Below are 24,498 nucleotides of genomic sequence, written 5' to 3'. Positions count from 1 at the left end.
TTCAAATGTACTGGAATGTGTTGCCGGCGCTTGGCGGCATCGGCCTCTTTCTGATCGGCATGCTGCTGCTGACCGGCGGCCTCAAGACACTTGCCGGGGCCCGCTTGCGCAGCATTCTGGGCCGGTTCACCTCCACCCCCGCCACCGGCGCGGCCACTGGCGCTGTGACCACCGCGGCGATCCAGTCCTCCAGCGCCACCACCGTCGCCGCCGTCGGCTTCGTCGCCTCCGGCCTGCTCACCTTTCCGCAGGCGCTCGGGATCATCTTCGGCGCCAACATCGGCACCACGATGACCGGCTGGCTGGTCGCCATCCTGGGCTTCAAGCTTGACCTCGGCCAGGCGATGCTGCCGGTGGTCCTGCTGGGCGCCCTGCTCGCCCTCTCCGGCAAGCGCAAAGTCTCCTATCTCGGCCAGGCGCTGGCGGGTTTCAGCCTGATCTTCATCGGCATCGAGCAGATGAAATCCGGGCTTGAGGCCTTCCAAGGCATCGTCACCCCCGCCGACTTTCCCTCTGACAGCTGGGCAGGCCGGTTGAAACTGGTGGCGATAGGCGTCCTGATCACCCTGGTCACCCAATCCTCCAGCGCCGGCGTCGCCACCGCCTTGGCGGCCCTCAGCGCCGGCGCGGTGAATTTCCCGCAAGCCGCGGCGCTGGTCATCGGCATGGACGTGGGCACAACCTTCACGGCAATTCTGGCCACGCTGGGCGGCGGCACTATGGCGCGGCGCACCGGCGTTGCGCATGTAGTCTACAACCTGATGACCGGTGCCATGGCGTTCTTCCTGCTCGGCCCGTTTGCCGCCGCGGTGTCCTACTGGGCCGGCGCCGGGGATTCCCTGACCGCGCTGGTCGCCTTTCACAGCCTCTTCAACCTCCTTGGCGTGATCCTGATCCTGCCCTTCGCGCGCCCCTTCGCGCGGCTGATCGAGTTTCTGATCCCCGACCGCGGGGCGGCGCTGACGCAATCGCTGGACCACCTTATCCTGAGCGATCCGGCCGCCGCGACCGCCGCCGCCAAAGTGGCCGTGAACCGGGTCACGGCAGCAGCCATTCGTTACCTCAGAACACTCACCGGCGCTCCCGTCCCGGCCAGCAGCAGTTACGAGTGGGGCCACCTCTCCACCGCAGTCACCGAAACCAGCACCTACCTCGACAAGATCGAACTGTCCGGCAATGCCAGCGCGGAGTTTGCCGATATCAAGGGGATATACCACACCCTGGATCACCTGGACCGGCTGCTGTACCGCTGCACGCAAACCGACCGGATCAGCGAATTGCCGAACGACGCGCGGCTGCGGCGTCTCACCGGGCTGCTGGACCTGGCAACCGCCGATGCCGGAGAGGCCGGCAGCCCTGACAAATGCGAAAAGCTTCTGGACCGTGTCCGCCGCATCATGCGGGCGCAGCGCAGATCGCAAAGGGACCGGCTGATCTCCGAGGCCGCAGACGGCACCCTGCCGGACGAAACCGCCTGGACCCGGCTCGATGCGGTCCGCTGGCTGCACAGGGTGGCCTATCACCTCTGGCGCATACGGGTGCACTTGAACCTGCTGGAAAACAGCGGTCCCGGCCACCGCCTCAAGGCGGAGGCGGGCGAGGACACAGATACCGGGCTGGACTGAGGCCCGCCGCATGGGCGGGCGGGTTAGCACGGCTTCAAGACAGGAACTTGAGGCAGGTTAAAGCCGCAGCCCGGCGGCGTCCCCTATACTTGCCGCGACGGGGACCATGGCAGAGGAGGATGATACCGGTGTTCTTTCGCACGATGCTTTTGATATTTGCAGCCGCTGGCGCCGCCAGCGCGCAGGAACCGGACCCGCAGGACGGACGGGACCTTTACCGGACCTATTGCTGGCAGTGCCATGGCCGCGAGGCCACGGGGAACGGCCCCATGGCGGAGATGCTTGCCATCGAAACGCCGGACCTCACCCGGCTAGCGGCCCGCAACGGCGGCACCTTCCCGCTGGAGGCCGTCGCCCGCCAGGTGGATGGCCGCGCGCCGGTGCTCGCCCACGGCGGCGAGATGCCGCTGTTCGGCCCGGTTCTGGACTCCGACCAGCAGGTCGCGCTGGCCTTGCCCAGCGGCCAGCCGATGATGACCGGCCTGCCGCTGGCAAATGTCATTGCCTATCTGCAGTCCGTGCAAATCGAATAACCCCCGGCGCCCGGCTTCACTGGCCCCGGGCCAGCCGGGCCTGCGTTCTGGCGATGGCCTGCGGAAAGCTCTCCTCGATTTCCGCGGCAGAATAGCTTTTGCCGTCAATCCCGGCTCCCGTCACCGCGCCGCGGTGAAAAGCCAGGATCAGCACGGGCCGCTTTTCCGCGCTGTAAACGGCCGCCGCCGCCCTGTTGCGGCTGAACCGTGCAACCCGGCAAACCGCCGCAAAGGCCAGCGCCCCGGCCCGGACCGGCGGGTCGACCACCCAGCTCACCGGACCGGCCCGAAGGCGTCCCAGCCGAACCGCACCGCCGGCCCGATCAGCGCTGCCGGCACCACGGAAACGTCCAGTTCGGCCCGTCCGGACAGGACCGCCCGGTCAAAGACCGGCTGCACAGAGATCTGCAGCCGCCGGGCAGGCAGGCTCCCGTACACCAGCGGCGTCAGCATCCCATAGAGCTGCCCGGTCTCCGCCGGATCGCCCGATCCGAATTTTGCATCCAGGATCAGGGCGCGGATGCGGATGCGGCGCAGCACCGCCGCCGCCAGCCGCAACGCCGCAGGGACAAGCCTGCGGGCATCGAACGGCCGCTTGCGGCCAGGCTCTTTGTCTGCGGGCGGCGCTTTCCGCCTGCCCGAAACCCTGACCCGCGGACCGAACCCGCCTAGCGGCCGCAACGCCGCCGAAAACACCAGCGCCGTCTCCTTGCGCAGCACCAGCTCAATCCTGAGCGGCGACACCAGCACCAGAACGATCCCGACGAGCAGCGCCGCCAGCAGCACGCCCAACGCTGCGCCCAGCCCCGCCACGGTCAGTTCTGCCCCTTCCCGCCTTTGGCCCCAGCCGTCTGCGCCGCCGTCTCAATGGCCTTTCCGGCCGCATCGCCCAGCACTGCCGCCAGCGTCGTCATCGCGCCTTGCACCAATTCAACCCGCGCACCGCGCTGGTCGATGATGATGGCGCCCAGCGGCTTGATCCCGCCGCCCGCCCCGGTTCCCGCGCCTTCGCCGGTCTTGGTGTCCGTACCGCCGCCGGCTCCAAAGCCGAACCCGTAGCTGACAATGGGAATGACCGTCGCCTCCCCCTTCTCGATCGGGTCTCCCAGAACATTCTTGGCATTCAGCAGGCGGTCCAGTTCCTCCACCGTGCCCTTCAGCAGCCGTTCGACATTTTCCATCCCGCTCACCTTTCACCAAAATAACAGTCAACGCGGCGACCCTATCAGCCGGTCAGACCGCGCGGATTGAGCAGCATCAATCGGCCTTCAGGGATTTATGGCATTATGAGCCAACCCGCACAGGACCGGAGACCGGACATGGCCCAATCCCCCGCGCTCGTGATCAGCTTCGACAAGGTGAAACGCACCGATACCGGCTTGGTCGGCGGCAAGAACGCCTCTCTGGGAGAGATGATCCAGGCGCTTGGCGCCAAGGGCATCCACGTGCCGCCGGGGTTTGCCACCACCGCCGATGCCTACCGCGGTTACCTGTCGGCCAATAAGCTCGAAGCCCGGATTTACCAGGAACTGGACGCGCTGGATGCAGGACGGACGACGCTGCAAAAGGCGGGCAAGGCAATCCGTGCCCTGATCCTGGCAGGCGACTGGCCGGCAAAGACCGCGCAGGCGATCCTCGCCCAGTACCGCAGCCTCAGCGCCGCGGCAGGACAGCCGGATGTGCCCGTGGCGGTGCGCTCCAGCGCCACCGCCGAAGACCTGCCGGAGGCCAGTTTCGCGGGCCAGCAGGAGACCTTCCTGAACGTCAGCGGCGAGCAGCCCCTGCTGGAGGCGTGCCGCAAATGCTATGCCTCGCTGTTCACCGACCGGGCCATCTCCTACCGCCAGATCCACGGCTTCGATCACATGAAGGTTGCACTGTCGGTCGGGGTGCAGCAGATGGTGCGCGCCGACACCGGCGGCGCCGGGGTGATGTTCTCGATAGACACCGAATCCGGCTTCCCCGATGCCGTCCTGATCAACGCCGCCTGGGGGCTGGGCGAAAACGTGGTAAAGGGCGCCGTCGACCCGGACGAATACCAGGTCTTCAAACCTTTCCTCGGCACCCCCGGCCTGACGCCGATCCTGGAAAAGCGGCTGGGGGCTAAGGCCATCAAGATGATCCAGGACCGCGACGGCACCCCGCGCAACGTGCCCGCCTCCAAGGCTGAGCGGGCGCAATACGTGCTCAGCGACGACGATATCCTGCTGCTGGCCCGCCAGGCCAAGGTGATCGAGGACCATTATGGCTGCCCGATGGACATGGAATGGGCTCGCGACGGCGCCGGCGGCCGGATCTACATCGTGCAGGCCCGCCCCGAAACCGTGCAGTCGCGCGCCGCCGCCGGCACCCTGCGCTCCTATGCGGTGACCGACCCGGGGCCGGTTCTACTGACAGGGCTCAGCGTCGGCAGCGGCGCGGTCGCAGGCCGGGTGTCGATCATCGAAAACGCCGCAGACATCGGCCGGTTCAAAGACGGCTCGGTGCTGGTGACCGGCACCACCGACCCGGACTGGGTGCCGGTCATGAAACGCGCCGCCGCCATCGTGACCGACCGCGGCGGCCGCACCTCGCACGCGGCCATCATCAGCCGCGAGCTGGGCCTGCCCGCCATCGTCGGCTGCGGCAACGCGACCGAGGTTCTGTACGACCAGCAGGACGTCACCGTCTCCTGCGCAGGCGGCGAACAGGGCGTCGTGACCGAGGGCCTGTCGCAGATCGCCGTCACCGAGGACACCCTTGAGGACCTGCCCCGGCCCAAGACCCGGATCATGCTCAACCTCGCCAACCCCGGCGCCGCGCTGCGCTGGTGGCGGCTGCCGGCGGATGGCGTCGGCCTGGCGCGGATGGAATTCGTGATCAGCAACGCGGTGCGCGTCCATCCGATGGCGCTGGCCCGCTTCGATCAGCTGCAGGACCCCGAAACCCGCGCTGCAATCGAGGCGTTGACCGCAGGCTATGACCCCAGGACCGAATACTTCGTTGACCGCCTCGCCCGCGGCCTGTCGCGGATCGCCGCTTTCTGCCACCCCAAGCCGGTGATCATCCGGATGAGCGATTTCAAGACCAACGAATACGCTGACCTGCTGGGCGGGCACGCCTTTGAACCCGCCGAGGAAAACCCGATGATCGGCTTCCGGGGCGCCTCCCGCTACTACTCGGACGAATACCGCGACGGCTTTGCGCTGGAATGCCAGGCGATTGCCCGGCTGCGCGGCCGGATGGGTTTCAAAAACGTGATCGTGATGATCCCCTTCTGCCGCACCCCGGAGGAGGCCGACAAGGTACTGGCGGTGATGGCAGAGCACGGCCTGAAACGCGGCCAGGACGGGCTGGAGGTCTACGTCATGTGCGAAATCCCCTCCAACGTCCTGCGCGCGGCAGAGTTCGCCGAACGCTTCGACGGCTTCTCCATAGGCTCAAACGACTTGACCCAGCTGACGCTCGGCATCGACCGCGACTCCGACGCTCTGGCAGACCTGTTCCGCGAGGATGACCCGGCGGTGCTGTGGATGATCGAGACGGTGATCCGCGAGGCGCATAAGGCCGGATCCAAGGTCGGCTTCTGCGGCCAGGCGCCCAGCAACAACCCGGACTATGCCCGCCGCCTGGTGGAGTTCGGCATCGACAGCATCTCGGTCACCCCCGACAGTTTCGTGCAGGTCCTGCGCAACGCCGCCAAGGCCGAAGACGCAGGCTAGACCGCCTCAACCCCGCACTCTGGCATCAGCGCCTCCACCGCGCCGCGGTCAAACAGCGCGGTGCCCTCGGTTGCAACCGTGGCGCTTGCCGCGGCAACACCCCAGCGCAGCGCCTGTTCCAGCGCCTCGCCGCGCGACAGCGCCAGCGTCAGCGCACCGGTAAAGGCATCCCCTGCCCCGATCTTGCTTTGCACCTCGACATACGGCGCGCGGCAGAAAAACCGCTGGTCCCCGGTGGCCAGAACGGACCCTTCGGCCCCGCGCCCGCCCACGACGATCTCCGCCACCCCGCGCGCAATCAGGTCCTGGGCAAATGCCAGGCTGTCCGCGACCGCGGGCAGCGCGTGCCCCGCTGCCTGTTCCGCCTCCCGCTGGTCCAGCCGCAGCACATGCACGGGCTTGCCCGGCGCCGCCAGCAGATGCGCCAGCGCCGCCTTGGAGGTATCCACCACCAGCTTGCCGGTGCGCGGCGCAATCGCTTCCAGAACCTGATGCGGAAAGTCATCGGCCAGACCGGGGGTGACACCGCCGCTCAGCACCACATAGCCGTCCCGCGGCGCCGCCTGCGCAATCGCGCTCAGCAGCCGGGCGGCATCGTCATCTGTCATCGTCTCGCCCGGAACGCTGAAGCGGAACTGCTCGCCGGTGGTTTCATCCGTCACCGCAAAGCTCTGCCGCGTTTCGCCAGGCACATGGACCGCCACCGCCAGCACGTCTTCCGCCACCAGAAGCTGCAGCAATTGCTCGCCCATGGCGCCGCCGACCGCGACCAGCGCCGTGACCTCGCCGCCCAGCCTGCGGATCGCCCGGGCCGCATTCACCCCGCCGCCGCCGGGGTCCACCCGCGGCGCCTTGCAATACAGCTTGGGGCCAGCCACCACCCGCTCGATCGACGTTGCCAAGTCGACCGCCGGGTTGAGAGTGATTGTCAAAATCCGGGACATCCGCTTCCTTTCCCTGGCAGCACACCGGACCGCCGAACGGGGCCGATTCTATTCAGTCCTTTTTCAGGATCACCGCCAGCCGCAGCACTGCCGCCAGGATGGCCTGCCCCAGAACCGGCGACTGGCCCAGGCCAATGGCCGCATCGCTGTCCCGGGCATCGTTTTCCCGCAAGGTGCAGTGCCAGCGGCCATGCTTGCCATAGGCGCGGCCGCGGATATGCACATCCCAGTCCGGAAAGGCATCATCGGCCACATGCATCGCCCCGTCCGCGGTGCCTATCCGCTGCGCGGCGTGCTCATCCCGCGGCACCGCATCCGGCAGCAGAAACGCCAGCGCATGCAGCACGCCGTCAAAATCCGCCAGGGTCAGGTCCGATCGGCTTTCCAGCCGTTCAATCAGGATTTCCAGTTCCGGATCTTGCATAACCACCTCCCGCTGAGTGACTCGTCAACTGACTTCGGCAACGCCGATGACATAGTTCTTTCCATAGGCCCGGGCGCATTTGGGGCAGGTTGTATAGAACATAAAAATGCGCCCCGCGGTTTTGCCTGCCGCTTCGGCGGCAACCTCCATGTCATGCACCCAGTCCTTGGCCCTGCGGTAAGGGCCTTCGAACACCCGGGTGATGAAATCGCCGCTGATCTCCTTCATTTCTTCCCCGGGCACCTTGCCGGTCACCGCAAAGAAATGCTCCGCTTCCGCGTGGGACAAATCCCGGCTCAGGACCAAGTACCCCTCGGGGTCCTGCGCGCCGGCGTCTTCGATATGCTTCTGCACCCGTGCAAAGACCTGCCCCATATTCAAAGGGATATGCAGCAGGCTGCGCGTCTTGGCCCGCGCGAACGGCTTCTTGTCAAAATGCAGATGGCGGCCGTCCCACCCCTGCGGCTTGAACCTGGGGCAGCAGCCGGTCGAGTTGTCCGTCATGTCCATCTTTGGCAGGCAGTTGGTCTCCATGCCTCTCCCCTCCCGTTTTCCCAGGATGCCGTCAGTCTATGCCCGTAGCCACGCGCCGAAATGATTTGCATCAATCCGCCGCTGCCCCGGCAGCCGCCCTAACCGCCGCTCTGGATGACCAGCGGACAGCGCGCCGCCTCCTGGATGCGGGCCGCCGGAGGCAGGTCCGCCAGCGGCGCCGCGACAATCACCGCAGCCGGGCTCATGTGCTCCAGCTGCCGCAGCAGCACACCGGGCAGCGCGCAGAGCCGGGTTTCCGCCACATCGCCCGGCGGCCCTGCGGACCTGGCTCCGGGGTCCTGCTCAGTACCGGGAGTGCAGGCGATCAGTGCCACCAGCGGCTTGCGGGTCTTGCGCGCCAGCCGCAGTGCAAACCCCGGCACCCCCTGCCCTTCCGCCAGGATCACGGCAATGCAGCCCGCGGCGCGCAGGATCGGCTTGAACCCGGAAATGATGATATCGCCCGCCTCTGCCGACCGGCGCAGCTCCTCCTGCACATGGCCCTCAGCCTCCCGGAACGAGCTCACCAGCGCCGCAGCCTTGGCCCGGCGCGCCAGGAGGCCCTCAAACCGCCGGGCATCCGCCCGGAACGCCTTGGTGATTGCGGCGGCGGTCAGCCCGCTTTCCCGCTGCCCCGAGTAGCTCACTACCCAGGAATGCGAATAGGACGCTGCCAGAACCGCCGTCTCGCGGACAAAGACCCCATGCAGCTCCGCCCCCATCTGGCGGGCCAGCTCCAGCGCCAGCGCCAGCGCCGCCTCCGCATCCGGATAGCAGCTGGCGCCCAGGATCACCCTGGCGCGGCCCCCCTCGCCTGCCCTTTCCGCATCATGTCGCATTGCCGCTGGCCTCCTTTGCAAAGGACTTGCGGATGTCGGCAAATCCTTGCAGCCGCTCCTCCACCCGCCGGTTCAGGCTGCCTTCCGGAAACACCCCGTCGGCGCCCCGCTCCCCGGCCTCCAGGCCGGTCAGCACCGCGATCCCGTCGGTGATGCTGGTCATCGGGAAGATGCGGAACCGGCCCGCCTCCACCGCATCAACGACGCGCTGACGCAACGTCAGGTTGCGCACATTGGCGGCCGGGATCAGAACCCCCTGCCTGCCGGTCAGGCCGCGGGCATCGCACACGTCAAAAAACCCTTCGATTTTCTGGTTGACCCCGCCGATCGCCTGGATATCACCGAACTGGTTGACCGACCCGGTGATCGCAAAGGACTGGTCCAGCGGCACCTCCGCCAGCGACGACAGCAGCGCAATCAGCTCCGCCGCCGAGGCGCTGTCGCCCTCCACCCCGCCATAGCTCTGCTCGAACACCAGGCTGGCCCACAGCGACAGCGGCGCGCGGGTGGCATAGGCGGCCGCCAGATAGCCCTGCAGGATCAGCATCCCCTTGGAATGGATCGGCCCGCCCAGTTCAGTTTCGCGTTCAATGTCCACCAGCTTGCCGGTGCCCGGCCGGGTGCGCGCCGTCAGCCGCGACGGCTTGCCGAAGCTGTAATCGCCGATCTGCAAGACCGACAGGGCGTTGATCTGGCCGATGCGCGCGCCGTCCGTGTCGATCATCACCGTGCCCTGCTGGATCGTCTCCAGCCCCAGCTCCCGCACCCGCCCGGCCCGGCGCTCCTTCTCCGCCACCGCGCGTTCGATATGCTCCGGCCCGATATGGGCGCTGCCGCCGCTGCCGGCCCAGAACTCCGCCTCCCGCAAGAGGTCCGACAAGCGGCTGAAATTCAGCGTCAGCCGCTCTGCATCCCCGGTCATGCGCATGCTTTCCCGCAGCACAAATTCAACCGCAGGCTGATCCAGCGGCCGGGTCCCGGCATGCCGGGCCAGCCGCGCGATCAGATGCGCGTACCCCTCCACCGACCCGCCGCCCTCCAGCCGCAGGTGATCGTCGAAATCGGCCTCCAGCTTGAACAGCTGCAGGAAATCCGGGTCCAAGGCGGACAGCAGGTAGTAATGCATCCGCTCCCCGATCAGCACCACCCGCACGCTCAGGGGCACCGGGTCCGGCTCCAGCGAGACCGTCGACACCATGCTCAGCCGCTCGCCGGGCGAATAGATGGCAATCTCCCCCGTGCGCAGGCAGCGCTTCAGCGCATCCCAGGCCAGCGGCTCGTTCAGCACCTGGCGCACGTCCAGCACCAGATAGCCGCCGTTGGCCCGGTGCAGCGCACCCGGCTTGATCATCGTGAAATTGGTGACCAGCGCCCCCATCTCCGAGGCATACTCAATACGCCCGATCAGATTGGCCATCGTCGGCAGCTCTTCCTTGACCACCGGCGCGCCCTGCCCGCTGCTGCCGTTCGACACCATCACATTGACCCGGTAGCGCTGGAACTGCGGCTCCTCGAACCGTTTGCTGGTCGCCACCGGGAACGGGCCGGCGGAGTCCTCGCTTTCGCCCATCAGGAACAGCTCTGCGTTCTCAACAAGATCGCTGCGCACCGCCTCCAGATACCGCTGAACCGCCGCGTCATCGGCAAACGCCTTCTGCACATCGCGGATCGCCTCATCCACCCCGCGCGAGGCCAGCTGATAGTTCAGCTGCTCCACTTGCCGCCGGTGCTCCTTTTCGCGCTTGGGCACCGATTTCAGCACATCCGAGATCCGCTGCTGGACGCTCTCGATCGCGGCCTCCAGCTCCTCCCGCTCCTCATCTGTGAGCGCCTCGAACTCCTCCTGCCTCAGCACATTCCCGTCACGCTCCCCGGCAAAACTGAACCCCACCGGCGTGCGCAGAATGGCAACATTCCGGGCGCGGGCATCGTCAAAGATCTCCGCCATCTCGCGTTCATGCTCCGCCGAGAAATCCTCTTCGATGGTCCGCCGCCGGGTCTGGTAATCCTCCGACTCAAACAGCGCCGGGATCTGGTTGGCCAGGTCATCAACTAGCGTTTCCATCATCCTGCGCAGGCGGCTGGCCGATCCCGCCGGCAGCCGGATCGCCACCGGTTTGTGCGGCTGTTCGAAGTTGTTGACATAGACCCAGTCGCAAGCAACCGGCCTGTCCTTCGCGATCCCGGCCAGGATCGACTGGGCAATCGCATGGCGGCCGCTGCCGGGCTGGCCCAGAACAAAGACATGGAAATCCTCATGGGGGACCGTGGCGCTCATCCGGATTGCGTCCACCGCCCGGTCCTGCCCCAGCCACTCCTCTGCGCCGTCCAGCTCATCCGTCAGCTTGAAACGAAGCCCGGTGTCCGGCAGCGCAGGCCGCAGCTTGGCTGCCGTCAAAGGGTCCGGTCCGTGATTTACAGCCATTGCGCTCTCCTTGTTTCTGGGATCAGGGCACCAGAACCGCAGCCCCCTGCAATCGGCCCTGCCGCATGTCTTCCAGCGCCTGGTTGGCGTCTTCCAGCGCATAGGCGCGGTGTTCAGTGGTGATGCCCGCCTCGGCGGCCAGCGGCAGGAATTCTTCGCCGTCCTGCCGGGTCAGATTGGCGACCGACAAGATATGCCGCTCCCCCCACAGATCGGCATAGGGAAAGGCGGGAATATCGCTCATGTGGATGCCACCGCAGACCACCCTGCCCCCCTTGCGCACGGCCTTCAGAGCCGCGGGCACAAGGCTGCCCACGGGCGCAAAAAGTATAGCGGCATCCAGCGGTTCCGGCGGCAGCTCATCAGACCCTCCCGCCCAGGCCGCGCCCAGGCTGCGGGCAAACGCCTGCGCTTCGGTATCACCCGGCGCCGTTAGCGCAAACACCTTGCGGCCCTGCCAGACCGCCAGCTGGGTCAGAATATGCGCCGCAGCACCAAATCCGTACAGACCGATGTTACGGCCCTCGCCCGCCATGCGATAGCTGCGGTAGCCGATCAGCCCGGCGCACAGCAGCGGCGCCAGTGCAACCGGATCGCCGCCGCCCAGCGGAAACACATACCGCGCGTCTGCCGCACAGGCCTCGGCAAAGCCGCCGTTGCGGGTATAACCGGTGAACTCCGGCGCATCGCACAGGTTCTCCTGCCCCTCCCGGCAATAGCGGCAGTGGCTGCACGTGGCCCCCAGCCAGGGCACGCCCACCCGCTGGCCGATCTCCAGCCCCTCGGCCTGTGCGCCCTTGGCCGCGATACGGCCGACAATCTCGTGCCCCAGGATCAGGGGCACCTGCGGTTCGGTTAAATCACCGTCAAAAATATGCAGATCGGTGCGGCACACACCGCAAGCTTCAACCCGGATCAGAACCTCTCCCGGTCCGGGTTCCGGCTGGGCAATTTCTTCCAGCCGCAGCGGCTCCTTTGCCTTATGGAAAACCATTGCACGCATTCTGCCTCTCCCCGCATTTCAGAATACCGCAAGCCAGTTCCCGGCGCAGTGATCAGGATCAACCCGCCGGTCACACGCGCAGCCCCCACCAGCTATGGGCCGAGACCGCGGTACGGACCCAGGGGCTCAGCCCGATGCACAGGATCACGATTGAAAACAGGCACCAGACGGCGGGCATCTCATCCGGGTTGCTGGTCAGCACCCAGGCCAGCACCGGCCCGGTTGCGGCGTGCATCAGCACAAAGCGCCAGGCCCCATATACCAGCGGCATCAGAAACACCGCCGCCATGTAAACCGGAAAGCCGGACTGCACCCCCAGCGCGTTGTCCAGCGGCACCAGCAGCCCGTTATAGGGCACATTCCATGCGATATGCCAATTCCCGGACACGGTGCAAAGAACCTCTGCGCACATCGGGGCCCCAGCAGCGCAGGCGCCCAAGGCAGGCAACGGCACCAGCTGCAGCAGCATGACACCTGTGGCAGCGCAGCTCAGGGCCAGAACCCAGGACCGGCAGCGCCGCTTGACGGCGGAAGGCACAAGTTCCAGCACAAACGCATTGATTACAATGGGTTGAAAAGCAATGTGCAAATACGACAACAGCGTCGTGCCCTTGTTCGCGGCGGAACTGCAGTCGTTGACGGTCAGGTACCCCGCGAGCTGCAACACTTCCATAACCGTGAAGTAACCAAGCGCTGCCCAAACCGCCAAAGGCTGGCCTTGCCGCCAGCACACCACCACCGCGGCAGTCCCGGCGACCGCCATCCCGGCCGAGGCTTCCAGGCTCCAGCACATCCGCTAGCGGTCGTCAAAGGCGGCCAGCCGCCGCAGCATCTCTTCCCGCTCGGCCAGCAGATCCAGCACCAGCGCCACCCCGGCGGCATTGACCCCCAGGTCCTGGTTCAACCGCCGCGCCTTCTTGGCGCGGGCAATGCTCACACTGTGGAACTGCCAGCTCTGGATCGTGGCCCCCTCGGGTTCCAGCACCCCATGTTCGACCAGTTCAATGACCCAGTTCCTGTCAGCATGGCAAAACCGGCACAGCTCATCCAGTGACAGGCTGACGACGACTGCAGTTTTGGCGGTTGCGGGTTTCATGCGTCTATCCTCCGATACCGGCGCGCGGGTTGAACGGCACCTCCCGGGCCATTTGTTCAAAGAACGCGCGCGCCTCCTCCGTGGTCACCTCGGGGTTCACGATCCTGAGCGTTGCATAGATGTCCCCGGGCGGCGTGCCAGGCAGACCTTTGCCCTTCAGCCGCAGCTTCTGGCCGCCGCGGGCATTTGCCGGGATGGTCAGCGCGACCTTGCCGTCCGGCGTGGGCATCATCACCTTGCCGCCCAATGCGGCTTCCCATGGGGTCACGGGCAGTTCCAGATACAGGTCCCTGCCGTCAGCCCGGTAAACCGGATGAGGGGCAAAACTCACCTCCAGAAACAGATCGCCCGCGGCGCCTCCGCCCGGGGGTACCGATCCTTGGCCAGGCAGCCGGATGTGCTGGCCTTCCAGGATCCCCTTGGGGACATGAACCGTGATGCTGCGGTCCTGCAGATGCACCTTGTCATCCGCAGCCGCCTGCGGAACCCGGAGCGTCAGAACCCGGGTTGCCCCGCGGTAGGCGTCTTCGATGTCCAGCTGCAGGCGGGCGTGCTGATCTTGACCGGCCCGGTCGAACGGCTGCCCCTGGCGCCGGAAGAGGGACTCGAAGAAGTCGCTGAAGGCCTCCGCACCCTGCGGCCTGCCCCCGGTGAATTCAAAGCCGCCTTCCCATCCGGGCGGGGGCTGGAAACCGTCTCGAGCATCGGGCCCGGGTTTACCCAGATTATCGTAGGCAGATCGGGCTTCCGGGTCTTTCAGGACTTCGTAGGCTTCGTTGACATCTTTGAACTTCTCTTCGGCTTCTGCCGTGGCATCGATGTCCGGGTGGTATTTCCTGGCAAGCTGGCGGTAGGCTCGCTTGATCTGTTCCGAACTTGCATCCGGAGTGACCCCAAGGATTTCGTAGTAGTCCCGGTATTCCATGCTGCCACTCTCCCCGCATCTTTGCCGCCGCAGTTTGCCACGGCGAAGAGGATCTCGGGTTGATCCGGATCATACCATCCGGACCGGGCAGGGGAGGGCAGGGAGTTCACAGCTGTGAACTCCTACGCTGCGGCTTGGCGGGTGAGGGCCATGACCATGGGCGTGCTGGTGAAGCCACCCGACGCAGCTTTGGCGCTGAGATGCCGGAGGTAACCGCTGGGCGAGCGGATGTCGGCGAAGCGCTCAAGCATCGCGGCAACCACGGTCGCGGCTTCCGCTGCGCCCATTGCAGTCTTGGCCTCTTCCCAGACGGCTGCGGAGATCCCCATCATCGGGCGCACGGTGTCAGCAGCGCGCATCAGGTCGCTCCAGTGCCGGATTGTGCCATCGGCGTAACCGCGGATCTCACCGCAGGCGGCGAGGATCAGGCGGAGAGGGAGACTTGGTCCACTGGGGGCAGGGGCCTCAGGCGTTTGGGGTGGAATGTCACGAGTCACTGGCCTGTCTGCTGCGGGTTTCTCAGCATAATCGGTTTCGTCTTTTGATTCCGTTTCCGGGGCGTGCGCTGCGTTAGCGGTCTGTTCAGATTCAAAAGAGTCTTTCTTTGAATTCTGATAGTGGTGCTCAATTTGGGCGTCACTGGTGCCCAAATCTTCTGCGCAGACAGGCTCTAAAAGGCGTTTGGTGTCGGTCAGGGCGGCTGCAAGACGGGTCCTGAGGTCTTCCAGATCGTCGGCTCCCAGCTTGCGGCGGAGGTCGCGCGCGGTGAGCTGGGCGAGGTCGTGGAACTGGTCCCAGACGGTCAGCTCAGGATGATCGGCAGCCCCGCAGAGGGCGAGGTTCAGGAGGTCGCGGCGCATCAGGCTGACGGTTTCGCGCAGCTGCTTGATGCGGGTCTCCTGAGCGCGTTGGGCCTCTGCCATACCGGAGAATTCGGCAAAGCGGAAGGCGAGGGGGGAAAGGTCGAAACCATAGGCCACACGCTCGTCCCGATAACGGCGCACGTAGCGTTTTCCGTTGGGGCTGTCGCGGCGGATCAGAATGCCGGCTGATACCAGCTTGGCCATGTGGCGGCGCATGGTGGAGCAGGGCATGCCGTTCAGCCGCTCGCAGATCGCCCGGTTGGAAGGATGCACAACCGTCACACCGGGCTGGGGAGCGATCGACTTGCCGGGCAGGAAGGAGATTAGCGCCTGCAGCACCGAGAGGTCGCGGTCGCTGAGACCGTACGCCTTGCGGGCGGCTGCCAGTTCGCGCAGGGCGTCCCATTTGCTGACGTCAGACTGCATAGGGGAGTGTTCGGCGGCGGCCTGCTGGTGTTTCAGCAGGACAGCATCCACCGTTCGCCCAAAAGGCGTGAGGGGCATATATCCCATGTCATCATCACGAAAGACAAAAAAATACCGGCCCGCGAATCGCTTTGGACTTGCGGTTATAGGCTCCGGCCACTAACTTGAGAGTGCTAGAAACAAGTTGGTCTCGTGGAGCTTCGGTTTTGCGGGGCCTTCTTTTTTGCCTGCTCTGTGCCTCCTAAGTTATTGTTATCATTTAACCTTCGCCGCGCGACTGCCAGCGCGCGTGAAGCTCTTCAATCAGTGTCTGGGCCTCAGCCTCCAGCCAGTCGGCAAAGCCGCCGCCCGGCAGCTCCAAACTCACGCCCTTGGCGGTGCGGCGCAGGGTGGCGCTGCGGCGGCCATCTACGGTGAGCGGCTGCGCGAGCGTCCGCGCCTTGCGTTCCGGCTTGGCTTGCGGGGCAGGGGAGGGGACTGCGGCCTTGAACACCGCCTCAAAAGCCAGCAGCGAGGGGTCGGCGGGCGCGGCCTCTGCGCCTTCGGTTGCGGCTTCGACGGCGAAATTGGTGTATTCCTGCTCGGCGATGCGGATCAGCGCCTCGCGGTCGGCGCCCGTGTCGGCAATTGCCTTGGCCAGAGCGTCCCAGCGGGGGCGGCCGATGCCCTGGGCCGGGCCGATGGCACGGATCAGATCGGGGCCGACCGCCTCGGCAATGGCGATAGCCATCGAGACTGAGGATTTGGTGACTGTCAGCACCTCGGCCACCTGCGACTGGTTGCCAAAGCCGTTCTCGACCAGCTCCTGCGCAAACAGCGCCTTTTCGATGAAGGAGAGGTCGCGGCGCGCCATGTTTTCGGAGATCTGGGCGCGCACAGCGGCGTCTTCATCCAGATTGGCGACCAGGGCCCGGACCTTGGTGACCTTCTCGGAGGCGCGGATCGCCTCCAGGCGGCGGCGGCCGTAGACAAGCAGGTAGCGGTCGGGCTCTGACGGGTGGCGGCGCACCAGGATCGGCACGGTCTGGCCGTTGGCCTCAATCGCGTCGCGCAGGTCGATGACGTCTTCCGGGTCGAGCCGGTCATGGATCCGCGTGTCTTCGATCTGATGCGGTTCCAGGTCCCAGACACGGTGGGAATCCACCGCATCGCGGGCCGAGCGCAGGGCACGGTTGCTGGACATCATCGAAGAGGCCGGGGCAGGGGAGGCCACCGGCGCGCCGGCCGCGGCCAGGCTGTCGAGCATCGAGAGGCGGGATTTCTTGCTGCTGGTCATGAACGCCCCCAGGTTTCCTGAATGAGCTGGCTGATTTCGTCGTTGACCGCGTTCAGGCTTTCGACCGCGCGGTCATAGGTGGAGCGGGTGAAGGCGCTGCGTTCGACCTCGTACAGGGTCTGTTTCGTGAGGCCCGCGTCCGAAATCGCGGTGGATTTCAGCATTGGCGCATTCAGCACCTTGTCGCCGTACATGGTGCGCAGGAAGGCAACGATGCGGTTTTGCGGCGCATCCGACGGCTCGTACCGGGTGAGCAGGTATCGCATCCAGTCGTGGCTCATGTCGGCGCCGGATTGGGCGATCACGTCCATCAGGTCGGCGGTCATGCGCAGGAATTGCGACATCGACATCACGTCAAGCATTTCCGGGTGGATCGTCACCAGCACGCCGGTAGCGGCGGAAAGCGCCGACATGGTGAGGAAGCCGAGCTGCGGCGGGCAGTCGATCACCACCACGTCATAATCGGAATCGACCTGTGTCAGAGCCTCTTTTACCCGGAAGAAGAACAGCCCGGCGCTGCCCTGGGCAAGCGCGCGGGGGGTGTCATGCTCGAACTCCATCAGTTCGAGGTTGCCGGGGATCAGGTCGAGGTTCGGGATGTAGGTCTTGCGGATCACCGACTGGATCGGGGCCGGGTCTTCGTAGCGGATGGCATCGTACAGGGTGCCGCCGTCCTTGAGGTCGAATTCCGGCTGGACGCCGTGCAGCGCGGTCAGCGACGCCTGCGGGTCGAGGTCGATGGCCAGCACCCGGTAGCCCTTGAGCGCCAGGCGCTGCGCCAGATGCGCGGAGGTGGTGGTCTTGCCGGAGCCGCCCTTGAAATTCATCACGCCGATGATCTGCATGTGATCATTTTCGCGGCGGCCGGGCAGGTAATCGCCGGGCTTGCGGGCGGTTTTTTCCAAGAGTTCGCGCAGTTCTCGGATGTCCTCGGCGGAGTACTGGCGGCGGTTGCCGGCGGTCAGCTCGGGCGAGGGACCCTTGCCGTCCAGGTGCAGCTTGCGCAGGTAGGAATCATTGACCCCGAGCAGGGCCGCGGCCTCGCCCGAGGTGAACTTGCGCATGGTCTTGGAGGCGTTCGGGGGGAACAGGCTCTCGCGCTGCGCGTGCAGCTGGGCCGCAATCCATTCGGAGTGCTGGCGGATGACCGCGTTGAGATCCTCCGGAGTGTATGTATGATCCATCTGCCCTTTTGCCTGCCGTTTGCGCCGCTCTGCCTTGTGTTCCGCGGTGTGACCCGTTGGGCCGGTCGTGTCTGTGACCGTGTTTTCTGCCCGGGCCGTGTTCACGGAATTTGGCGTTTGCCGCCTCTTTTCCGTGACTATTGGCCAAAGAACGGGATTCGTGCAAGCGTTTTCTATAGTTGGCAGGCGGAAGGGGCAGGGCGCCAGGCCTTAAACCGGGGTCAGGACCGTGCCCCGTGGCCTGGCAGAGGGTACCGCGTAGGGGCGCGGTGTCACGAGTCGTCTTTGGACTTTTCTTCGGAGTCCGCTTTTTTGGACTTCGGTTCGGTGTGGTTGGGATCGCCTTTCTCGCCAGGGCGGTTTTTCAGCGGGTGGTGCTGCTCCGAGCCCTTCAGACCTTCGATGACATCATGTTTCGGCTGTTGCTTGGTCATGGGGTTCTCCTGTTGCGGGCCGGATGCCGTGCCGCCGCGTGGCGGTCTGGCAGGGCATCCGGGCTATGGGGAGTCAACGCCGTGCGGCCGGATTGGTTCCTCCGCGGCGGCCTGCGGAGCGAGCGGCGGCGGGGTTATGCGGCCAGCAGGATCGCGGCGTAGGCCAGTGCCGAGGCGGCGAAGGGCCAGAAGCGGCTTTCGCGCTCCTCCGGCAGCTCCTCCTTGAGGACGTTGAGGATGATGCCGCCGGACAGGAAGGCAAACAGGAAGCCGAGCCACAGTTCCGGCAGATGCACGCTGACGCCGAGCGCCCAGCCGCCCAGCACCGCGCCGGCGAGGATCCACCGGGCGGTGCGGTCGTATTTGTGGCTGTGGTCCTGGCGCAGGCCGAAATCGGTGGTGACGAAATGCAGCGACATGGCCACGCCGAAGGCCAGAAGGGACCAGGCGCCCGCCGTTTCCCGGTTGGTGAGCAGATAGCCGGTGATCGCGTTGTAAAGCGCGAAGGAGCCGGTATGGAGCCAGAAATCGCCGCTGCCGGGCGCAGTCCCCTGGCCGCTGGCGGCATCCCTGCGGCGGGCGCTTTTCACCAGTTTTTCAAGACCGTAGAACAGAACCAGCCCGCCGAGTGCCGAGAGGTAGACTGCCTCCTCGGCCTTGGAGGGGGACAGCTCCAGCTCTTCTGAGAAGATGCTTTGATGGGCGGCAAGCTCCGGCAGGATGTGGAGGAATACATAGGCCACGGACACCCCGCCGGCGGCGGACAGCCACCTGCTGCGCGGGGTGCGGTCGAGAAAAGTCAGCCATCCGATGGACAGGTGAATGGCGGCGAACAATAGGGCGAATACAAAGCTGGCAGCGATCATACCGGAGTAATGCAGACCGCCGGTCAAAAGTTCCCGAGGGGCCGGGGCCTGGCCGGGTTCCGGACGTGCCGCAAGGGCGGTCCGGCAGGGGCGCTCAGAATGTGAAGCCCGCTGACCAATCCCGGAGGCGGGCGAGGAATTCGCTGTCGTCCGCCGTGTCGGAAACCTCAAAATTCGGCAATCCATCAAGAATGGTGCGCAAGCCGCGCAGGTCGCCTCGCTGCTCCAGCCAGCTGGCGGCAAACCTTTCCAGGCCTTCGGGAAGGCGCAGGGCAGGATCCGGTGCTGAAAAATACAAGGCGTGGGGAACGCTATTCAGGTCGGCGACAAGATCCGCCAGAGGCTTCAGGTCGCTGACGGGATCCACGGCCAGCTCCCGGCTGGCTGAGGAATGGGCCAGAAAGGCGCGCCCGGCCGTCACGGTCTGGGTGGTATTCAGGACAAAGCTTACCGAGAGCGTCAGAACGATCATGCCGTTCACGCCGACAAGCACGGTCGCCAGTTCCCACCCTGCCGACCCGGGTACGCTGTTGCCGCCGCCGAGCGTGGACAGTGCCTCGCCGACGAAGCTGAGGTCCATGAGCCATCCGGCTGGCTGCCTGGTGTCTGAGCTTACCACTGACGTCGGGGAGGCCTGGAAGATCAGAAACCAGGCGATGGCCGTGCCGGAGATCCAGAATGCGGCAATAGACGACATTGCCAACGGCCCGATCACCGTGCGTCCGCCCGCCGAGTGGGGGAGAACACGTCTCAGCACCTGCCAAGTGGCCCGCGAGACCCATCTGGATGGCAGCTTGCGGTCGGTGATCGCCACAGTGGTCAGGAGGAAGTCGGTAAAGACAACCAGAAGCGCGCATATTCCCAGAATGGCCAGACCCATACCTAGGTAACGCAGAGACCCCCCATGCGGGTTCCCGGCGGATTTCCGGTCAGGGCAGGGGGGCGGTCTTGTCAATCCGGGCATGAGAACATAATAAGAACATATGTCCAAGATGAGTGTTCAAGACAAGCTCGCGATTCTGAGCGACGCGGCGAAATACGACGCCTCCTGCGCCTCCTCCGGGTCCAGCAAGCGCGACTCGCGCGATGGCAAGGGGCTGGGGTCGAACACCGGCGCGGGGATCTGCCATGCCTATGCGCCGGACGGGCGCTGCATCAGCCTGCTGAAGATCCTGATGACCAATTTCTGCATCTATGACTGCGCCTATTGCATCAACCGGGTGTCGTCGAACGTGCCACGGGCGCGGTTCACCCCGGATGAGGTGGTGAAGCTGACGGTGGAGTTCTACCGGCGCAACTATATCGAGGGGCTGTTTCTGTCGTCCGGCATCATCCGCTCGCCCGATGCGACGATGTCGGACATGGTGCAGATCGCCCGCAAGCTGCGGGAGGAGGAAAATTTCCGCGGCTACATCCATCTGAAGACGATTCCCGACGCCGCGCCGGAGCTGATCGCGGAGGCCGGTCGTTTGGCGGACCGGCTGTCGATCAATGTGGAGCTGCCGACCGATGCCTCGGTGCGGCAGCACGCGCCGGAGAAGAAGCCGGAGCAGATCCGCAAGGCGATGGCCGATGTGCGGCTGCGCGGCGAGGCGGCCAAGGATCGCAGCCACACCGGCAAGCGGCCGCCGCGGTTTGCGCCTGCCGGGCAGTCGACGCAGGTGATCGTGGGGGCCGATGGCTCCAGCGATGCGGTGATCCTGGGGCAGTCCACCCGGCTTTATGGCAGCTACGGGCTACGCAGGGTCTATTACTCGGCGTTTTCGCCGATCCCCGATGCCTCGGCCCGGCTGCCGCTGGTCAGCCCGCCGCTGGTGCGCGAGCACCGGCTGTATCAGGCGGACTGGCTGCTGCGGTTTTACGGGTTCGGGGTAGAGGAGATCACCAGTGCGGCGCCGGGCGGCAACCTGGATCTGGAGATCGACCCCAAGCTGGCCTGGGCGCTGGCGCACCGGGGGCTGTTTCCGCTGGATGTGAACCGGGCCAGCCGCGAGGAGCTGCTGCGGGTGCCGGGCTTCGGAGTCCGGACTGTGAACCGGATCCTCAGCACCCGGCGGCACCGCGCCCTGCGGTATGAGGATCTGCAGCGGATGGGGGCGCTGCTGAAGAAGGCGCGGCCCTTTATCACGGCTGTTGGCTGGACGCCGGGGGCGCTGGCGGACACCGCGGATCTGCGGGCGCGTTTTGCGCCGCCGCCCGAGCAGCTGAGCCTGTTCTGATGCAGGTGGTGAGCCTGCCCTCCATCGGCACCGCGGCCGCCTGGCGGGAGGCCGCGCGCGGTTATCTGAGCGCTGGGGTGCCGCCGGAGGATCTGCGCTGGCATTGCGGTGCGCAGGCGGAGGCGGGGCTGTTTGATACCGCTGCTGCGCCGCCTGCGCCGGCGCGACCCGTGGCGGTGCCGCGGAGTTTCGTGAGCCTGGCGGAGAGTGTCGCCTGGCATTCGGACCCGGCGCGGTTTGACCGGCTTTATGCGTTTTTGTGGCGGCTGAAGGACGCGCCGCAGCTGATGAGCGACCGGGGCGATGCGCAGCTGGCGCAGCTGCGGCGGATGGAGAAAGCGGTGCACCGCTGCCAGCACAAGATGAAGGCCTTTGTCCGGTTCCGCGAGACCGGCAGCCCGGAGGCGGCGCGGCGCAGCTTTGCCGCCTGGTTCGAGCCGGAGCACCGCACGGTGGAGCCGACGGCGCCGTTCTTTGCCCGCCGGTTCGGGGACATGGACTGGCGCATCCTGACGCCCGATGTCTGCGCGGTGTTTGAGGGCGGCGTGCTGCGGTTCGAGCCCGGCGCGCCCAAACCCGGTCTGCCGGACGATGCCAGCGAAGGGCTGTGGCTGACGTATTTCCGCAACATCTTCAACCCGGCGCGGCTGAAGGTGAAGGCGATGCAGTCGGAGATGCCGAAGAAATACTGGCGCAACATGCCGGAGGCGGCGGCGATACCGGAGCTGATTGCCACCGCACCCGCCCGGGCGCGGGCGATGGCGGAGGCGGCGCCGACACTGCCGCCCGCCCGCGCCGCGCGGGTGCAGGCGGCGGCAGAGCAGACCGTCACCGAACACTGGGCCGGACCGCAGGACGGGCTGGCGGCGGCGCTGGCGGGCTGCACCCGCTGCCCGCTGCATTGCGCGGCGACCCAGGCGGTGCCGGGCGAGGGTCCGCAGGATGCGCCGCTGATGCTGGTGGGGGAGCAGCCGGGCGACCGCGAGGATCTGACCGGGCGGCCCTTCGTTGGCCCTGCCGGGCAGCTGCTGGATGAAGTCACCGCCGAAGCCGGGGTGGATCGGGATGCGGTGTATCTGACCAATGCGGTGAAGCATTTCAAGTTCCGCCCCCAGGGCCGCCGCCGCCTGCATCAGCGCCCAGACGCGGGGGAGGTGCAGCGGTGCCGGTGGTGGCTGGATGCCGAAGTTAAACTGGTGCAGCCGCGGCTGATTGTGGCGATGGGGGCGACGGCGGCGCTGGCGTTGACCGGCAGCGGCGACAGGCTGATGGCGCGGCGCGGCACGGTGGAGAGTGGCCGTCAGGGGGTGCCGGTGCTGCTGACGCTGCACCCGGCGCATATCCTGCGCACGCCGGACCCTGAGGCCAAGACCCGCCTGCGCGGGCTGCTGCGCGGCGACCTGGCGGCGGCGCGGGAACGGGCCGGGCTGGCGGGGCAGGGGGCGGCTTAGGCGGCCTCGGCCGGGCGTACCTCGGGGAAGATGTCGATATCGCGTTCCTCGGCAATCCGGTTGCCGGCCGCAATGATCATCTCGCGCGCTTTACAGGCGATGTCCCAGGAGGTGTTCGGATCGGCGCAGGGCAGGGCGAACCAGACATCCTTGCCGAAGACATCCTGCCCGGCCACCCGGACCTTGGCATCATCGGGATCGCCCAGCTCCTCCTTGTCCAGCTTGCTGACGATGTCGTCGAAGGCCTCGCGCAACGCGTCCACATCGGCGTTATGGGCGCACTTCAGCTTGATGATGCGCAGCATCTTCGGCTCTTTCATCGTCCAGTTCTCAAACGGGGTGGAGATGAATTCCTCCACCGGTACGATGAGGCGGGTGCCGTCCCAGTCGCGCAGCTGCACGTAGGTGAAGTTGATCCGCTCCACGTGGCAGAGGTAGTCGTTATAGACGATCCGGTCGCCGATCTTGGCGGACTGGTTCAGCGCGATCTGCAGCGAGGCGATGATGTTGCCCAGCACCCGCCGCGCGGCGAAGCCCAGGATCAGGGTCAGCGCCCCGGCGGTGCCCAGAATGGTAAAGCCGAGGTTCTGGAAGATGTTGCTTTGGCTCAGGAAAATACCGCCGCCGATCAGCACCGCGGCCACCACAAAGGCGCGGCGGGCGGCGGCAAGCCGGGTGGCCATGGTGCGCTTGTGATCCTCCTGGCGCTGGGTCAGGTCGGTTTCGTCAAAAGAGGTGAGCCGGTCCAGAACCGCCTCGACGCTGTTGATGGCGAGCCACAGGCCGGAGCCGGCCAGCCCGAGCCAGGCCAGCGGCGGCAGGATGGTGCTGATCTGGCCGGAAAACACAAAGGCATAAGAGCCGATCGCCAGGGCCACCAGTGTTGCGCTGCCGATACTGGCGGGACCGCGGATCGACAGAAGGGTGTCGGTGACAACCTGGTGCGAGACCTTGCGGGCGGCCCAGCCCGTGCCCTTCCACACCAGCCAGCCGGCACCAGCCGAAAGCGCAAGCAGCAGCGGAAGGCCGAGAACCTCCCACCACTTGAAGCCGAAGGCGGCGTTTTCCTTGAGCGCGTCCGGCAGCATCTTTTCAAACCGGCCCGGCCCGAAGCGCGCGAACAGGTCCGGGATGTTGCCGACGGTCTGGCGGGAGAACACCCAGACAGCGGCGCCGTCCTTTGGTTTGATCCGGTTCAGCCGGATCGCCACGGGGCGGTTATCCAGCTCCAGCGTCCACAGCAGCAGCGACTTGCGCGGCTCCCCGGCCATGGCCCGATCGGAGGAGGCGCGCGCGTCCAGCGCGTCGGGCCGGTCGAGGATGATATCCCAGTCGATCACCGTCTTGCGGCTGATCACGGTTTCCAGCTGCCGCGCAAGCCCAGTGCCGGCGGCCAGCTGTTGCGGTTCGGGGATGCCGGACAGGTCCAGCAGATGCGCCGCCTCGGCCCAGGCATCTTCGCGGGCGGCGGCAATCAGGCTTTCGATGGTGGCGCGGGGGGTTTCACGGCTGATCAGCGTGGAGGGCTGCGGCAGGCCGGTGTTCAGGCCGGAGGTGCAATACCAGCGGCTGCTGTCACAGGTGGTCTTGTCCTGCGCCGCCAGCGGCGCAGCGAGCAGAAGCAGGGGAACCAGAAACCGCAGCAGCGTTTTTATCATGGAACGTCAACGCCGCGGGCCGGTGTTTTGTTCCGGCTGGCGCAGAGGGATGAATGCAAGGGGGCGCTCTGC

The 24,498-nt window shown here is 66.2% G+C and carries 24 protein-coding genes; 5 read left to right on the top strand and 19 right to left on the bottom strand.

Annotation, left to right across the window (positions count from 1 at the left end; genetic code table 11):
* Positions 1–5 precede the first annotated feature (5 nt).
* Positions 6–1,625 (top strand): Na/Pi cotransporter family protein, encoded by a 1,620-nt coding sequence (locus ACXAED_RS01505; RefSeq protein WP_475046330.1) that lies wholly within the window; start codon positions 6–8, stop codon positions 1,623–1,625.
* A 119-nt stretch (positions 1,626–1,744) separates the two neighbouring features.
* The gene (locus tag ACXAED_RS01500; RefSeq protein WP_475046329.1) at positions 1,745–2,158 is read left to right on the top strand and encodes a c-type cytochrome; all 414 of its coding nucleotides are present in this window, start codon (positions 1,745–1,747) and stop codon (positions 2,156–2,158) included.
* 16 nt (positions 2,159–2,174) lie between these two features.
* Here the strand turns inward: ACXAED_RS01500 and ACXAED_RS01495 are convergent, their stop codons facing one another.
* The 3 genes from ACXAED_RS01495 to ACXAED_RS01485 are packed head-to-tail and all read right to left on the bottom strand — an operon-like array spanning position 2,175 to position 3,339.
* A complete protein-coding gene (locus ACXAED_RS01495) occupies positions 2,175–2,435 on the bottom strand; it encodes a hypothetical protein (RefSeq protein ID WP_475046328.1) in 261 nt (86 codons plus the stop codon).
* A complete protein-coding gene (locus ACXAED_RS01490; RefSeq protein ID WP_475046326.1) occupies positions 2,432–2,971 on the bottom strand; it encodes a DUF2953 domain-containing protein in 540 nt (179 codons plus the stop codon). Before ACXAED_RS01490 ends, ACXAED_RS01495 begins: the two co-directional genes overlap by 4 nt.
* Before the next feature lie 2 nt (positions 2,972–2,973).
* Complete coding sequence (locus ACXAED_RS01485; RefSeq protein WP_475046325.1) at positions 2,974–3,339, bottom strand: GerW family sporulation protein; 366 nt, start codon at positions 3,337–3,339, stop codon at positions 2,974–2,976.
* A 138-nt stretch (positions 3,340–3,477) separates the two neighbouring features.
* On the opposite strand from ACXAED_RS01485, the gene ppsA reads away from it, so the two are divergent.
* The gene (gene ppsA, locus ACXAED_RS01480) at positions 3,478–5,859 is read left to right on the top strand and encodes a phosphoenolpyruvate synthase (RefSeq protein ID WP_475046323.1); all 2,382 of its coding nucleotides are present in this window, start codon (positions 3,478–3,480) and stop codon (positions 5,857–5,859) included.
* Here the strand turns inward: ppsA and ACXAED_RS01475 are convergent.
* The 15 genes from ACXAED_RS01475 to ACXAED_RS01405 all read right to left on the bottom strand — a co-directional run bounded on the left by ACXAED_RS01475 (position 5,856) and on the right by ACXAED_RS01405 (position 19,978).
* Positions 5,856–6,803 carry a 1-phosphofructokinase family hexose kinase gene (locus tag ACXAED_RS01475; RefSeq protein WP_475046321.1) on the bottom strand — a complete coding sequence of 316 codons (948 nt, stop codon included), beginning with the start codon at positions 6,801–6,803 and terminating at the stop codon, positions 5,856–5,858. The genes ppsA and ACXAED_RS01475 overlap by 4 nt on opposite strands.
* Positions 6,804–6,855: 52 nt before the next feature.
* A complete protein-coding gene (locus ACXAED_RS01470; protein WP_475046320.1) occupies positions 6,856–7,227 on the bottom strand; it encodes a hypothetical protein in 372 nt (123 codons plus the stop codon).
* Positions 7,228–7,251: 24 nt separating this feature from the next.
* The gene (locus ACXAED_RS01465; RefSeq protein WP_475046318.1) at positions 7,252–7,761 is read right to left on the bottom strand and encodes a hydrolase; all 510 of its coding nucleotides are present in this window, start codon (positions 7,759–7,761) and stop codon (positions 7,252–7,254) included.
* A gap of 98 nt (positions 7,762–7,859) precedes the next feature.
* Positions 7,860–8,600, bottom strand: a complete 741-nt coding sequence (locus ACXAED_RS01460) for a hypothetical protein (protein ID WP_475046316.1) — start codon at positions 8,598–8,600, stop codon at positions 7,860–7,862.
* Positions 8,590–11,025, bottom strand: a complete 2,436-nt coding sequence (locus ACXAED_RS01455) for a Lon protease family protein (RefSeq protein ID WP_475046314.1) — start codon at positions 11,023–11,025, stop codon at positions 8,590–8,592. The genes ACXAED_RS01460 and ACXAED_RS01455 overlap by 11 nt, the downstream gene beginning before the upstream one ends.
* A 22-nt stretch (positions 11,026–11,047) precedes the next feature.
* A complete protein-coding gene (locus tag ACXAED_RS01450) occupies positions 11,048–12,028 on the bottom strand; it encodes a zinc-dependent alcohol dehydrogenase family protein (protein ID WP_475046312.1) in 981 nt (326 codons plus the stop codon).
* 70 nt (positions 12,029–12,098) lie between these two features.
* Positions 12,099–12,821, bottom strand: a complete 723-nt coding sequence (locus ACXAED_RS01445; protein ID WP_475046310.1) for a DUF5765 domain-containing protein — start codon at positions 12,819–12,821, stop codon at positions 12,099–12,101.
* Positions 12,822–12,824: 3 nt separating this feature from the next.
* Entirely contained in the window at positions 12,825–13,124 is a 300-nt protein-coding gene (locus ACXAED_RS01440) for a chaperone modulator CbpM (protein WP_475046308.1), read from the bottom strand.
* A gap of 4 nt (positions 13,125–13,128) precedes the next feature.
* Positions 13,129–14,049, bottom strand: coding sequence for a DnaJ C-terminal domain-containing protein (locus tag ACXAED_RS01435; RefSeq protein WP_475046306.1), 921 nt, complete (start codon positions 14,047–14,049; stop codon positions 13,129–13,131).
* 122 nt (positions 14,050–14,171) lie between these two features.
* Entirely contained in the window at positions 14,172–15,416 is a 1,245-nt protein-coding gene (repC, locus tag ACXAED_RS01430) for a plasmid replication protein RepC (RefSeq protein WP_475046304.1), read from the bottom strand.
* A 181-nt stretch (positions 15,417–15,597) separates the two neighbouring features.
* Entirely contained in the window at positions 15,598–16,614 is a 1,017-nt protein-coding gene (gene repB / locus ACXAED_RS01425) for a plasmid partitioning protein RepB (protein ID WP_475046302.1), read from the bottom strand.
* Complete coding sequence (gene repA / locus ACXAED_RS01420; protein ID WP_475046301.1) at positions 16,611–17,798, bottom strand: plasmid partitioning protein RepA; 1,188 nt, start codon at positions 17,796–17,798, stop codon at positions 16,611–16,613. Before repA ends, repB begins: the two co-directional genes overlap by 4 nt.
* A 272-nt stretch (positions 17,799–18,070) precedes the next feature.
* Positions 18,071–18,232, bottom strand: a complete 162-nt coding sequence (locus ACXAED_RS01415) for a hypothetical protein (RefSeq protein WP_475046300.1) — start codon at positions 18,230–18,232, stop codon at positions 18,071–18,073.
* Between the two features lie 134 nt (positions 18,233–18,366).
* On the bottom strand, positions 18,367–19,098 hold the full coding sequence (locus tag ACXAED_RS01410; protein WP_475046298.1) for a ZIP family metal transporter: 732 nt from the start codon (positions 19,096–19,098) through the stop codon (positions 18,367–18,369).
* A gap of 94 nt (positions 19,099–19,192) precedes the next feature.
* Positions 19,193–19,978, bottom strand: coding sequence for a hypothetical protein (locus ACXAED_RS01405; RefSeq protein WP_475046297.1), 786 nt, complete (start codon positions 19,976–19,978; stop codon positions 19,193–19,195).
* A 103-nt stretch (positions 19,979–20,081) separates the two neighbouring features.
* Between ACXAED_RS01405 and ACXAED_RS01400 the strand changes: the two genes are divergently transcribed.
* Together ACXAED_RS01400 and ACXAED_RS01395 are read left to right on the top strand one after the other, a co-directional pair.
* The gene (locus tag ACXAED_RS01400; protein ID WP_475046295.1) at positions 20,082–21,317 is read left to right on the top strand and encodes a putative DNA modification/repair radical SAM protein; all 1,236 of its coding nucleotides are present in this window, start codon (positions 20,082–20,084) and stop codon (positions 21,315–21,317) included.
* A complete protein-coding gene (locus tag ACXAED_RS01395; RefSeq protein ID WP_475046294.1) occupies positions 21,317–22,768 on the top strand; it encodes a UdgX family uracil-DNA binding protein in 1,452 nt (483 codons plus the stop codon). Before ACXAED_RS01400 ends, ACXAED_RS01395 begins: the two co-directional genes overlap by 1 nt.
* On the opposite strand, the gene ACXAED_RS01390 is transcribed toward ACXAED_RS01395, so the two are convergent.
* The gene (locus tag ACXAED_RS01390) at positions 22,765–24,426 is read right to left on the bottom strand and encodes a mechanosensitive ion channel family protein (RefSeq protein ID WP_475046292.1); all 1,662 of its coding nucleotides are present in this window, start codon (positions 24,424–24,426) and stop codon (positions 22,765–22,767) included. The two genes, ACXAED_RS01395 and ACXAED_RS01390, sit on opposite strands and share 4 nt — an antisense overlap.
* Positions 24,427–24,498: the final 72 nt, after the last annotated feature.

This window comes from Leisingera sp. ABM4_103 (assembly GCF_056158685.1).
This window is presented reverse-complemented; position numbering and strand designations above follow the sequence as displayed.